The sequence below is a fragment of the Nitrincola alkalilacustris genome (assembly GCF_008973755.1).
Classification (GTDB): Bacteria; Pseudomonadota; Gammaproteobacteria; order Pseudomonadales; family Balneatricaceae; genus Nitrincola; species Nitrincola alkalilacustris.
Genome location: NZ_WBOM01000013.1, coordinates 43477 through 56718 on the forward strand (window position 1 = coordinate 43477; position 13242 = coordinate 56718).

Annotated in this window: 10 protein-coding genes; 7 read left to right on the plus strand and 3 right to left on the minus strand. The window is 54.2% G+C overall.

Going from position 1 to position 13242, the window contains the following annotated elements; translation table 11 throughout:
• Positions 1 to 50 precede the first annotated feature (50 nt).
• From pstA to F7R27_RS17930, 3 genes are all read right to left on the minus strand, one after another.
• A complete protein-coding gene (gene pstA, locus F7R27_RS17920) occupies positions 51 to 1718 on the minus strand; it encodes a phosphate ABC transporter permease PstA (RefSeq protein WP_151705642.1) in 1668 nt (555 codons plus the stop codon).
• A gap of 22 nt (positions 1719 to 1740) precedes the next feature.
• Positions 1741 to 4032: an ABC transporter permease subunit gene (locus F7R27_RS17925; RefSeq protein ID WP_151705643.1), complete on the minus strand. Its 2292-nt coding sequence runs from the start codon at positions 4030 to 4032 to the stop codon at positions 1741 to 1743.
• Positions 4033 to 4259: 227 nt separating this feature from the next.
• Entirely contained in the window at positions 4260 to 5231 is a 972-nt protein-coding gene (locus F7R27_RS17930) for a PstS family phosphate ABC transporter substrate-binding protein (RefSeq protein ID WP_151705644.1), read from the minus strand.
• A 161-nt stretch (positions 5232 to 5392) separates the two neighbouring features.
• On the opposite strand from F7R27_RS17930, the gene F7R27_RS17935 reads away from it, so the two are divergent.
• From F7R27_RS17935 to F7R27_RS17965, 7 genes are all read left to right on the plus strand, one after another.
• Positions 5393 to 5830, plus strand: coding sequence for a hypothetical protein (locus tag F7R27_RS17935; RefSeq protein ID WP_151705645.1), 438 nt, complete (start codon positions 5393 to 5395; stop codon positions 5828 to 5830).
• Between the two features lie 141 nt (positions 5831 to 5971).
• Positions 5972 to 7099: a 4Fe-4S binding protein gene (locus F7R27_RS17940; protein ID WP_151705646.1), complete on the plus strand. Its 1128-nt coding sequence runs from the start codon at positions 5972 to 5974 to the stop codon at positions 7097 to 7099.
• Positions 7100 to 7227: 128 nt separating this feature from the next.
• On the plus strand, positions 7228 to 9717 hold the full coding sequence (locus tag F7R27_RS17945; RefSeq protein WP_206060559.1) for a molybdopterin-dependent oxidoreductase: 2490 nt from the start codon (positions 7228 to 7230) through the stop codon (positions 9715 to 9717).
• A 27-nt stretch (positions 9718 to 9744) separates the two neighbouring features.
• Complete coding sequence (locus F7R27_RS17950; RefSeq protein ID WP_206060560.1) at positions 9745 to 10506, plus strand: 4Fe-4S dicluster domain-containing protein; 762 nt, start codon at positions 9745 to 9747, stop codon at positions 10504 to 10506.
• Complete coding sequence (nrfD, locus tag F7R27_RS17955; protein WP_151705647.1) at positions 10503 to 11699, plus strand: NrfD/PsrC family molybdoenzyme membrane anchor subunit; 1197 nt, start codon at positions 10503 to 10505, stop codon at positions 11697 to 11699. Before F7R27_RS17950 ends, nrfD begins: the two co-directional genes overlap by 4 nt.
• 55 nt (positions 11700 to 11754) lie before the next feature.
• Positions 11755 to 12678 (plus strand): TorD/DmsD family molecular chaperone, encoded by a 924-nt coding sequence (locus F7R27_RS17960; protein WP_151705648.1) that lies wholly within the window; start codon positions 11755 to 11757, stop codon positions 12676 to 12678.
• A complete protein-coding gene (locus F7R27_RS17965; RefSeq protein WP_151705649.1) occupies positions 12678 to 13145 on the plus strand; it encodes an FKBP-type peptidyl-prolyl cis-trans isomerase in 468 nt (155 codons plus the stop codon). The genes F7R27_RS17960 and F7R27_RS17965 overlap by 1 nt, the downstream gene beginning before the upstream one ends.
• The last annotated feature ends 97 nt before the right edge of the window (positions 13146 to 13242 follow it).

Here is a 13242-nt window from a genome sequence, read left to right on the forward strand (position 1 = left end):
GCCTGTGTATTCATAGTCGTACGCTCATTATTCATGTCATTACCTGTTGTTTAGTCAGAGGCACTGCGATAGCGCTCACGTAGACGGTTACGTATGCTGATGGCCGTGAGGTTGAGGATCACGATCAGCAGCACCAGGACCAGTGCAGTGGCATATACCAGAGGGCGGGCTGCTTCAGCGCTCGGGCTCTGGAAGCCGACATCATAGATATGAAAGCCCAGATGCATGATTTTACGATCCAGATGGATAAACGGGAAGGTGGCATCAATCGGCAGGGTCGGGGCCAGTTTGACCACACCCACCAGCATCAGTGGCGCCACTTCACCCGCCGCACGGGCGATCGCCAGAATCAGGCCGGTCATCATCGCTGGCGTAGCCAGTGGCACGATCACCTTCCACAGAGTTTCCGATTTGGTTGCACCCAGTGCCAGGCTGCCCTGGCGGATGGTGCTCGGAATTCGCGCCAGCCCCTCTTCGGTGGAAACGATCACGATCGGCAGTGTCAGCAGAGCCAGAGTCAGCGAGGCCCAGAACAGACCCGGCGTGCCAAAGGTCGGTGTTGGCAGAGCTGCTTCATAGAAGAGGCGATCTATGTTGCCACCGAGGAAGTAGACGAAGAAACCGAGACCAAACACACCGTATACAATCGAGGGTACCCCCGCCAGATTGTAGACCGAAATGCGAATGATGCGGGTCATGAGATTCTGACGGGCATATTCGCGCAGGTAGATTGCGGCCAGGATGCCGAAAGGGGTGACAATGATCGACATCACGAACACCATGGTGACGGTGCCGAAGATCGCCGGGAATATACCCCCTTCTGTGTTGGCTTCACGCGGAGGGGTAGTCAGGAACTCCCAGAGCCGTTCTACATATTGCCCCATCTTCTGTGGTACCGACATGGCGTTCGGTGCAGTGATGCGCACAATGGCTGCCAGACTCAGATCCACCTCGCGGCCATCGCTCATGCGCATGCGCAGCGTGTCGCGTCGGGTGCTCTCATAAAGTGCATCCAGCTCGACACGCAGGATCGCATACTCCTGATCCAGGCGGTCGCGCTCAGCTGCGATGCGGGCCTCTTCGGCAGCCCGCTGCTCAAGCGATGGGTTGGACAGCTCCAGGCGACGGCCATCAAGGCGCAGACGCTCGATCTGGGTGTTCATGCGGCCGATTTCGCCACGCTCAATCGTATGGATGTCGCGGTGGATCTGAATACTGCGCTGGATCGATTCCTGGATGTCAGACCAGAAATTTGCCTCACTGGCGATGGCGATTACTTCGCCGTTGCGGGACAGGGATACCGGCTGGCCATAAAAATTACCCCACTCGCGGCGCTCGATCTGGTAAGCATCCTTCGGGTACTGGAACTCTCCCATGCCGGTTTCAAAATGCCAGGCAAAATCGTTGCTGGTCTGATCCCGGTTACCCTGTTTGAACAGATAGCGGGTGAGTAGATCCACCCCTTCCGGCACATGGTGGCCACCGTCACGTGCCACTGCCGCGGTGATGGTCTGAGCGCGGACAACCTCGCCCATCACCACCTGTCGGTTACCATCCCGGTCGATGATTTCGACCTGGGCGATATCGGCAGGCCAGAAGTGGCCGAAGCCACGTACCGCGATCAGTCCGATCAGACCCACGACCATAATCATGCAGAAGGCTACGGCACCACCGTTCAGCCAGATCCAGGGTGCACCACTTTTAAACCATGCTTTCATTTCAAATTCCCCAATCCGATCATCACAGGTTGCTATAGCGTGTACGCAGACGCTGACGAATAATTTCGGCGATGGTGTTGACCACGAATGTCAGCGCCAGCAGCACCAGTGCCGCCAGGAACAGCACTCTGAAGTGAGATGAACCGACCGCTGTTTCGGGCAACTCCACCGCAATGTTGGCCGACAGAGTGCGCATCCCTTCAAAGATATTGAAGTTCACGACCGGGCTGTTACCGGTGGCCATCAGTACAATCATGGTTTCACCGACGGCGCGTCCAAAGCCCATCATCACGGCTGAGAATATCCCCGGACTTGCGGTGGGCAGTACCACACCCAGTACGGTTTGCCAGCGGGTTGCACCGAGTGCCAGAGAACCCTGTGTCAGATGTCTGGGCACCGTGAACACCGCATCTTCAGCGATTGAAAAGATGGTCGGGATAACGGCAAAGCCCATCGCGATACCCACGATCAATGCGTTTCGCTGGTCATAGGTGATACCGATATCGGTGAACCACTGGCGCATACTGCCATTGAAGAACCAGATCTCGATCCAGGGGCTGGCAACGACACAGAAATAACCAAACAGCAGGATCACCGGAGCGAGGAGTGCTGCCTCCCAGCCCTCTGGAACCAGTTTGCGGATCGGCAGACGACTCCAGATGAAAGCAAACAGCAGCATCATCACCGGCATCAGAATGAAGAAGCCGAAGATCGCCGGTAGATTTTCCTCGGCAAAAGGCGCGAGCCAGAGCCCGGCAAGAAATCCCAGTATAACGGTCGGTAAGGCTTCCATGATCTCGATGCTGGGCTTGACGATGCCGCGCAGCTTCGGTGTCATGAAGTAGGCAGTGTAGATCGCACCGGCAATCGCCAGTGGCATGGCGAACAGCATCGCATAGAAAGCCGCCTTCAGTGTGCCGACCGTCAGTGGAACCAGGCTGAACTTGGACTCGAACTCATCCGAGGCTGAGGAGGACTGCCAGATATATTCCGGATTGTCTCGCCCCTCATACCAGACCTTGTTCCACATGGCTGAGAAGGAGAGCTGGGGGTGACGGTTCCAGAGTTCGGCTACCTGCAGTTGATTCTGTGAATCCAGCAGCATCAGGCGACCATTGACCTGAGAGATTGCCAGGTTCTGAACGGCAGACTCTGCCAGTCGGTCCAGATAAAGGGTGCGTGCAGAGGTTCCGTAGTGGATCCCGAGCTGGCCGCTGGCATCGCCTGCCAGAAAACCCTTGCGGGTATACTCAGGTGCAATACTGGTGATGGCGGCGCCATGCGGCTTGAAGTCGCGGATGCGCTCAAGCGAATAACGGTTCTGCTCATCGCGCACCAGGAACCATTGGCTGAGCTGGCCTGACTCAGTGCCGACAATCAGCGAAACACTGCCTACCAGAAAATCGATGGCAGTGATCGCACTGCCATTTCCGGCATCATATCTGTCTATCAGGCGGACATTACCCAGGTCGGAGATATCGTAGTAATAGATAAAGCCACTGCGATCGGCAATGAACAGGCTGCGCAGCGCCTTGTCCAGCAGCATCTTCACTGGTTCTGGTGGCACTGTAGATATGCTGGCATGGCGGCTAGTGACACTGGTTTCACCGGTCATCATATTGGTGCGGCTGTTCAGGCTGGTCAGCACCAGACGGTTATCTGCGGTGATGGCTGCCATCATTGAGCCTCCGCTGCCGCGAGTAACGGTTTCCAGCGCCAGCAGTTGCAGCGGCATCCCTTCAGGGTCGACCATAATCGGGCTGTCACCGAAGGGGTATTCGATCTTCGGGGTGATCACACGGCGATCAGTCGGGAAACTCAGGTCAAATGCATGGCGGGCAATGATCGCCTCACCGCTACTCAAACCCTGGGCAATGACACCACCGATCACCTCGGTATGGGCAAAACTGGTGATCTTGGCGTGGTCGGGAATCGGCAGATCAAACTGGCTGCGGATATTGCCATTATCAGCTTCGAAAAAGGTGACCTGGCCATTGTCTGTATACTGGATCCCCAACTCCTGATAACGCTCAATAAGCAGGTGTTGAAGTCCCGCATCCTGTACCGGCAGAGGGTAGGTAGCCTGAGGTGTGACGGTGGCGCCTTTCAGAATCGGCATCACTTCGTAGAAAAGATAAATGAAGATCATCGCCAGGGCGAAGACCACACCGTATCCAGCCAGCGTGATCCCCCAACGGGAGGCGCTGTCACGACGGGCACGTTTTTTGCGCAACTTCAGGCGTGCTTCTTCATCGGGTAGTAATGACCGACTGCGGATGGAGGTCGGAACCGCCGGAGTCACCGTATCATTCATGAGAAATCGCTCTTTCCGAATCGAGTTTAATGATGCTCGCAAGAATAATGCCGTTATATGACAGTTATGTTACGGCAATGGCGAACGATGGGTGGCAGATGGATCTGATCTGCTGACTCTTTGTTTTTGCATCGCTGGCAATTGCTCCTGCATTGCCAGCATACTGTCCATCCCTGGACATAAAAAAAGAGGCCATGCAGGCCTCTTTTCTTCTCGGATGACAGGGCTTACAGACCCAGATCCGCGCGAACGCGTGCTGCCAGTGATTCAGGCAGCGGCACATAGCCATCGCGGAACACGACTTCCTGACCCTGCTTGGAGTAAAGCATCTTCACGAATTCGCGAGTCTGTGGGTCCAGATCCTGGTTCGGGTTCTTGTTGATGTAGATATAGAGGTAGCGAGCCAGTGGATAGTCGCCAGTTGCTGCATTTTCGGCACTTGCTTCGAAGAACTCACCACCTGCTTCAGCAGCCAGCGGTACAACACGAACACCGGAGGTGCGGTAGCCGATACCGGAGTAGCCGATACCATTGATTGATTCACTGACGCCCTGTACTACAGAGGAGGAACCTGGCTGCTCATTGATGCTGGACTTGAAGTCACCGCCACACAGGGCGTTGTCCTTGAAGTAGCCGTAGGTGCCGGATACAGCGTTACGGCTGTACAGAGCAAAGTCACGGTTTTCCCAGGCACCGCTCAGGCCGACCTGACCCCAGCGAGTGATATCAGCTTCACCGCCACAGCGACGGGTTGCAGAGAAAATCGCATCAACCTGTGGCAGGCTCAGGCCTTCAATCGGGTTGTCCTTGTTGACATAAACTGCCAGCATGTCGATCGCAACCGGCAACTCATAAGGAGCGTAGCCAAAACGCTCTTCGAACGCCTGAATTTCGGACTGACGCATACCACGGCTCATCGGAGCCAGAGTAGCCGTACCCTCAGTCAGAGCTGGTGGCGCAGTGGAAGATCCAGCACCCTGAACCTGAATGTTGACGTTTGGATAGAAGCGGTTGAACTCTTCAGCCCAGAGTGCCATCAGGTTGTTCAGTGTATCAGAACCGATACTGGACAGGTTGCCGGATACACCGGAAACCGCACTGTACTCAGGCAGGTTCGGATCGACATCGGCAACAGCAATGTTGCTGACCATGACAGCGGTGGCAAGCGCCGTTGCTGCAAATACTTTGTTCAGGTTCATGACTTGCGTCTCCTCGTTAAAGACTCTGACGTTTGGTAACTCTCAGTGGGGTTCACTATAAGGAGCGAATGTGACGAAGTTATGACAGTAAATCAGGCTGGCCAATTTTTTCCGCAGCGGACACTATAGAGCTTTGAATAGCGGAAATTAGGGAGTTGCCTATGGCTGTGCTCGTTGAAGTTACCTCGGTCATCATTCGCGCAAGTGCGATTGATGAGTTGATTGAGGGGGGGTGGGAAAGCTTCAGAACCCGGTTGCCGACAGATCGCGTCTGCTCCGATGGTGAGTTGATCAGCGTGATACTGATTAATCCCCCGGATGTGACAGCCTTTGCTGATCAGCTGATTGCAATGGGTCTGAACTTCAGGTGGGGGCAGGATTCACCGGATGTCGTCTTTGCGGATCAGAAACGTGGCCTGATCAGCGCCTGTGACTGGGCTGAGTTCAGCCATGTGAATATCGGTATTGGAGGAACCGGCCCCAGCGTGGCGATCTGCCGTCTGGCCGGGAGTCAGTTGAATGAGCTGCGCTTGCCACCCGACTGGCAATACAGAGGGTCGTTGACCGAAACCTTTGGCGCTGATGCAGTTCCCTATTAATCTCATACTTTAGTTAAAGACGTACATTAATTGTGCTTATTTGATTGATGATCATAAATTCACCTGCCATACTGAATTATCATATATGGATATAAGTATATCCTACTAAGCTGGTCGGTTTTTAATCAAACAAGAATAAGTATGAACAACATGTCAGATTCCGAGCGTCAGCAGGCATTGCCTGTGGCTTTTTCTGCACTGTCAGCGGCTACCGCACTGGGCTGGGTCAGTGGGCGCTGTATTCGCAGCGCCCCACATCATCTGGGTTGTGACCAGTGCCTGAACGCCTGCCCTGTGCAGGCGCTGGAGTTCATTGAAACGCCTGACGACCCAGCCCAGCCAGTTCGACTGGTGGTCAATGATGCTTGTCATGGCTGCGGAGCCTGTTTGCCCGCTTGTGAAACAGAAGCTATCCTGAGCAGTGAGGTGCAGCGGGTTGAGCTTGAGCTGATCAGGAGTGTGGCGCATCAGCAGTGTAATGGCCCGGATATCAGTTATGCCATCAAGTGCCATCGGTTAGCTGAGACAAGCCTGACGAATCAGTCAACGCTTCACTGTTTGCGTGCCATTGGCCTCGATCAGCTTGCCCATTGGCAGGCTTTACTTTCTGAACCACTGCAGTTGAAAGTGGCGGCCGACTGCGCTTGCTGTCAGGCTTCTCCATCATGTCATTCACAGAAGCCTTTTCAGGATCACACTCAGGGCCATATTCAAGATCCATGGCTGGAGACTGTCATGGCTCATTTCGAGCTGTTGCCTGGTGCCGGAGAGGCTTTCAGACCGGCATCCGGGGCACAGCTCAGCCGTCGCGGCTTCTTTACCTCATCTCTCTCTGCGGGACGACCCCTCTACGAAGCTTCCAGTGATATGCCCAGGGCGCGGCGCCTGCAGCGTCAGCAGCAGACGAGGCCGGGCCTGCTTCCTTTATTGCAGCTCAATACCTCATATTGCGATGCCAGCGGAGTGTGCGCGCGTGTGTGCCCGACGGATGCGATCACGATAACCCCGGCCGCAGGAATGCGCTTTGACCCGCAGGCGTGCATCAGTTGCGGCTTCTGCGCTCTTCACTGCCCAGAGCAGGCATTGACACTGGCTAGCTCGCTTGAGACAGAGCCGCAGCTCCTGCGAGAGCAGCATGCACAGAGCTGCTTCAGATGTGGTCGAGCCTTTTATGTCGAATCAGCAACCTCAGATGAGAGCGCTGTGTGCCCGGCTTGTCAGCGTGATCAGTCGCTGTTCACAGATGGATTCAACGCCCTGTTTGGATAACAGGTATCAAGTGAGTGGCTCATGATGGGCCACCTGTGTTGGCCGACAGGTCAATCCACGGAGTGGCTTCATGGATGAACTTCAGGGATGAAGCGAATAATAAAAAACAGCCCAAGTGGAGAAACAACATGTCAATGAATCTGTTTCAGACCCTGCTGAACCGGCGTCGGTTTCTGAAGGGGAGTGCTGCCGCGGGAGCGGCTGGTGCGGCAGTTACCGGCCTGTCTGGCCTGAGCGCAATTGCTCCGGTCAATGAGGCGAGAGCTCAGGTACCCAGAGGTGAAACTGTTATCACTAAAAATATCTGTGCCCAATGCCCTGCCCGCTGTGGAATTGATGTTTACACGACCAATGGCAAGGTGCATGCGATCTATGGTGATACGGATAACCCGATTGCGAATGGCAAGCTCTGTCCAAAGGGGCATCTGGGGTCCTACTTCCTTTATGATCCTGATCGCTTCAAAGGCCCGATGCGACGCACCAATCCCAATAAAGGCCGCAATGAAGATCCGGGGTTTGTACCCATCTCCTGGAACGAAGCCTTCGATACCATCGCAGCACGCTTGAATAGCTTGCGTGAAAGGGGTGAGTCTCACCGCTTTGCTCATTTCTATGGTCGCGGATGGGGGGCGTCAGATGCTGGCCTCTATGGTGACTTTGGAAAACTCTATGGCACGCCAAATTCGGCTATTGGCCATGCTTCCATGTGTGCCGAAGGTTCCAAAAAAGCCAAGCACGCGACTGATGGCAACAACTCCTACAATGCTCATGATCTGCGTAACACCAATTATCTGCTGATCATGGGGGCCAGCTTCCTTGAGGCGTTTCGCCCCTATAACAATATGATGCAGATGTGGGGTGAAATGCGCAGCAAGAGCCCCAGAACACAGGTTACCTGTGTTGATGTGCGCATGAATCCGACCATGGCGGCTGCTGACCGCGCACTTTATATCAAGCCCGCTACAGATGGTGCATTTGCTCTGGCTGTGGCGCATGTGATTCTTACGGAAAGTCTGTGGGATCGTGATTTTGTCGGTGATTTCAAGAATATCAATCAGCGTTTCCGCACCGGTTCACGCATCATGCCTGGCAGTTTTGATGAGAAGTGGGTATCTGGTCTGACCGAATGGTGGAATGAAGAACTGAAGGATCGCACTCCCGAATGGGCGGAAGGCGTTACCGGTATTCCAGCAAGACACATTCGTCAGACAGCCATTGAATTCGGATCCACTCGTCCGGCAGTCGCTATCTTTGAGCGTGGCCCGACCGGCCATACTAACGGTACCTACAATGGTATGGCGATCCATGCATTGAATGCTCTGGTCGGCTCCATGTTCACCGAAGGCGGACTTTTCTACCAGATGGGTACGCCCTATGGTGGATTGCCAGTGAATGCAGATGATTACATGGATGAGTATGCAAAAGAGGGTGCATGGAAGTCTCAACCGCGAATTGATATGGCGCGAACAGAGCGCTGGCCAATGACTTCGCACATGATGCAGGAAGCGGGTCCTAACCATCTTAAAGGAGATCCCTACAAGATGGACACGGCGATGTTTTTCTATACCAACCCGATTTGGACCGCACCGGATCCGAAGGTGTGGGAAGAGGCCTTGAAAGATGTGTTCGTTATTGACACATCACCTTTTCCAGGAGAAACCGCGATGTATGCGGATCTGGTGCTGCCGGAGTCAACCTACCTGGAGCGTTTGCAGGACTCGCCGACCTATCCATTTGAAGGCTGGCCGATGTCGGCCCTGCGAGTACCCGCCGTTGACCCGATCTACGATACCAAACACTTCGGTGACATGCTGATCGAAATCGGTAAACGCATTAACGGCCCCACTGGCGAGTACTACAGCATCATCGACAATGTCGAAAATGTACTGCGCCATCGTGCGAAAGGCTTTGAAAACAACCCTGGTGATAATGGTGTCACTGATTTTGAAAGCTGGAAAGAAAAGGGCGTCTGGTATCGTAAGCCCTACCACTGGCGCTTTATCCGTGGAGACTTCTATGAATGGGATGGTCAACGCTACGGTAATCTGATGACGGCTGAGGAGGTAAAGGAAAAACTGCTGAAAACACCTTCTGGCAAGTTTGAGTTTAAATCCGGCTATCTGGAACAGTACGCCAAATATATAAACAGGGAGCTGGGGATACCCACTGAACGTGTTGGTCTGGTGCAATGGGTAGAGCCAAAACACACGGGCGGGAACGGTGATCTGTATTTCGTCACACCCAAAACCCCGATACATGCTGAAGGGCGTGGTGCCAATGTTCCTCATGCGATTGCAATTCATCAACCTATTGCGGGTGGTCGCGATACGGTCTATCTCGAGGTGCATCCAGACACAGCTAAACAGCGCGGTATCCGCAATGGTGACCGGGTTCGCATCACCTCGGATCTGGGCAGCATTGAGGCCCAGTGTCGTTATGTGGCATCGCACCGCCCTGACACCATTGTCCTTCCGTTCGAGTTTGGGCACTGGGCACAGGGGCGTTGGGCCAAGGGTCGTGGACCGGGGCATTCAGGTGAAATCACTGCCAACGTGTCAGATCCAGTTTCTGGTCTCGCCAGTTACTACACCGGCAAAGTGACCCTTGAACGGGCTTAATCACGCAGAGTATTGAGGAATTGAACCATGGCTAAATGGGGAATGGTCATTGACCTGGACAAATGCACGGGCTGTCAGGCCTGTACCACAGCCTGTGCGATGGAAAACAATACGCTGCCCGGTGAGAGCTGGCAGGATGTATTGTTTTACCATGAGGGGGAGTATCCCAGCGGGCAGATGAAGTGGTTGCCGCGTCCATGTATGCAGTGCGAAAAACCTTCGTGTGTGTATGTGTGTCCGACGCGCGCTACGTATAAAGATGAAAATGCGGGTGGTATCGTATTTGTAGATTGGAACAAGTGCATAGGCTGCAAATACTGCATGATCGCCTGCCCTTATGGGGTGCGTTTTTACGCAGATGAAAAACCCCTGATAGAACCGGATATGCGCGAGGTGTATCCCGGGCAGAACAAGCAGTTGTGGAGCCCGCCCTATCAGAATCCCGACGAGGACTGGCGCCGGGGAATCGGTATACAACCACCGGGTGTCGTGTCTAAATGCACCTTCTGTTACCACAAGGTCAGCAAGGCACCAGCCGGCACGGTGGACTTTGATGAAGATAATCCTGCCGTAAAAGAGTATGTACCGGCCTGTGTTCGAACCTGTGCCCCCAAAGCACGCTATTTCGGTGATCTGGATGCACCCGACAGTCAGGTCAATCAGCTCATTGGTGACAAGCATGGTGTACGTCTGAAGGATCATACCGGTAATAAGCCTCAGGTCTATTATCTTGGTGCAGGCGCAGGTGTGCCAGCGTTCACTCCGGCAGACAAGGGGGATAAGTCATGAATAACAACAGTAATCTGCTCAAGGGCGGCATGGGTGTCGTGTTACTGATATTATCTGCGGTGATTCTGGTTGTCAGTCTGTTTGTTGCGCTGACCAATCTGGGGTCACAGGGACATGCTTCCTTTAATACCAGCTCAACCCTGCCATGGGGACAACCGATTGCGACCTACCTCTACTTTGCCTTGGCATCGTCAGGCCTGGGCCTGCTGGCGTCCTTGCCTCTGGTGTTCGGATTCAAGCAGTATTATCCGGTGGCCAAGCGCTGTGTTTTTCTCGCATTCGTCATTCTGATCTCAGGGATGGCTGTGCTGGCGCTGGAGCTGGGTAATGTATTTCGCATGCTCTGGGCAATTCCGCTCAATCTGCAGGTGCAGTCAGCGATGTTCTGGATGGGGGTGTTCTATGCCCTGGACCTGCTCTTCCTGCTGTGGAAATTCAGTAAGCTGGATGCCGGAGAGTGGGACAGCAAGACCAGCAAGCAGGTAGGGATCGCGTCTTTTATCGGCGTTCTGCTAGCTAGCGGTAACTTGGCGCTGATCTTCGGCATGATGAGCATGCGCCCCTTCTGGTTTGATGGACTATTGCCCATCTACTTCTACTTCACCGGCGTGACCAGTGGTATGGCAGCGCTGGTGTTTTTTGTCTATCTGGCTCATGGCTTCAGTCGGGATAGAATGCATCCGACACTGCAGTCGCTGTTGAGCGGGGCGTTACCGAAGATGTTTGCAGCTCTGATCGGGGGAACCTTGCTGTTTATTGCCGCACGCGCCATTACCGGGGTGTACAGCAATAATCCCGAAATCCATCTGGTCTGGAGTGACTATCTCTTTGCATCGTCTCTCTACCATCTCTCTTTGTGGGTCGGTCTGCTGTTGCCCTTCCTGCTGATGCTGAATGGTAACTTCCGTAATCAGGCAGGTGTGCAACTGCTGGTGTCTGTTCTGGTGTTTCTCGGGCTGTTTGCCGAGCGCTTCTACTTTGTTGTGGGTGGGCAGGTGGTGCCGCTGTTCAAGGGTACCTGGTATCCCGATATGATCGCGTATACCCCCTCTCTGACGGAGTGGGCGCTCACATTTGTGGGCTGGTCACTGGCGCTGCTGCTGATCGTTCTTGGCGAGCGCTTTCTGAACCTGTCGGCTATGCCTGATGGGGTTGCTGAATCAACGTCCGCTCGGCCTCTGGCTGCAGGCTGAGCCCAACCCAACCGGGCAGGCCAGTTGGCGTGCCCGGTATGACAGGAGCTGATGTATGAATGGAACCATGGTGATTGAAGCACGGCAGCTTTTGAGTTCAGCCGAGCTGTATCTATGCCTGTCTCGGGCTTTTCAGCTCGGCCAGCAGACAATCACGCTGGAACAGATGCGTGAGGCTTTGCTGCCTGACCTGCAGCAGCTGGCCGAGGCACTCCCTGCGCTATCGCCAGCGATGCTCAGGCAGCTAGAGGATGATCTGGGCTGTTTACCGGATACGGATGCGCTGATGCGCGAGTTCAGCAGGCTGTTTCTGATGCCGCCGGCACCGGCTCCTCTGAATCTGGGGTTTTATCTTGATGGCGGCATGATGGGTAACACCCCGGTGATGCTTGAGGCATTTTATCACCGTTACGGACTGGCGCGATCGGATCATTTTCATGATGTGTCGGATCATCTGTCACTGATTCTGCACTGGCTGGCATGGGTCTATGCGCAGGTCAATGATCCCATCACTTTCGCTGATCAGGCTGATGAGGGGTTGCAGGATGCTGCACAAGTGATAGCACGCTACACCCTGCCAGGTTTGGACAGGCTGATCGAAACACTACAAGGCAAGGATGTCGCAGTGACCGCTGGCGCTATCTGGCTGCATCTTTTGCAACTGCTGCAGGCGCAACTTCAAGAGGATTTAGCCCGATTGCGTGGTATGCAGTCAGAAGAGCTGTTCAGCCCTGTGAGCTCTGCTGAAGCAGTGGTGGATGAGGGGATGTATGGCAAACATGCCGATATTGATAAGCAATTAAACTGCCAGCAGTGTGGCCGCTCTTTTGCGGCCGGCCGGATTCTGGCCGAGATGATAGATCGTTTGCAGGCCGCTGATGTTTCTACACGTCATGTTGAGGTTTGTGAGACCTGTCGTGACACCGGGGATAATCAAGGTCGGTCATCCGTGGTATTGCAGCACCGAGGGTGTGGATAATGAGAGCAACTGCTTTACGCATTACAGCTGACTATCGGCTTCTGAACAGTGCAGGCGAGTGCCTGGATCAGTCGACCCCTGAGCACCCGATGCGCTTTGTTACGGGGCAGCGACAGGTGATGGCTGCGATTGAGCAGCAATTGTCTGGCTGCTCGGTAGGTGATGAGATATCAATCACGCTGACACCGGAGCAAGCGTTTGGTCCACATCGGCCGGAGTTGGTTTTTGAAGCGGTACGACAGAACTTGCCACCGGATCTGGACATTGTACCCGGAATGACCCTGATTCCGGGCGGTCAGACGGGTCGATTCGAGTTGAAAGTGCTGGCGTTGACGGAAAAAGGAGCGCTGCTGGATGGTAATCATCCTTTAGCTGGCCAAACACTGACCTGGGAGATCAAGATATTGGATGTGGCTGAGAGCCCTGAAGCAGAAGAGCCCGATATCATGCCGATAAGATGGGTGTAATGAGATGTATGTGCTCAATAAATAAGCAATCTATTTTCCATGCGGTATTCTCGCTATAATGCACTGCAACATTTTAGGTTCTGACCCACACAGCGAG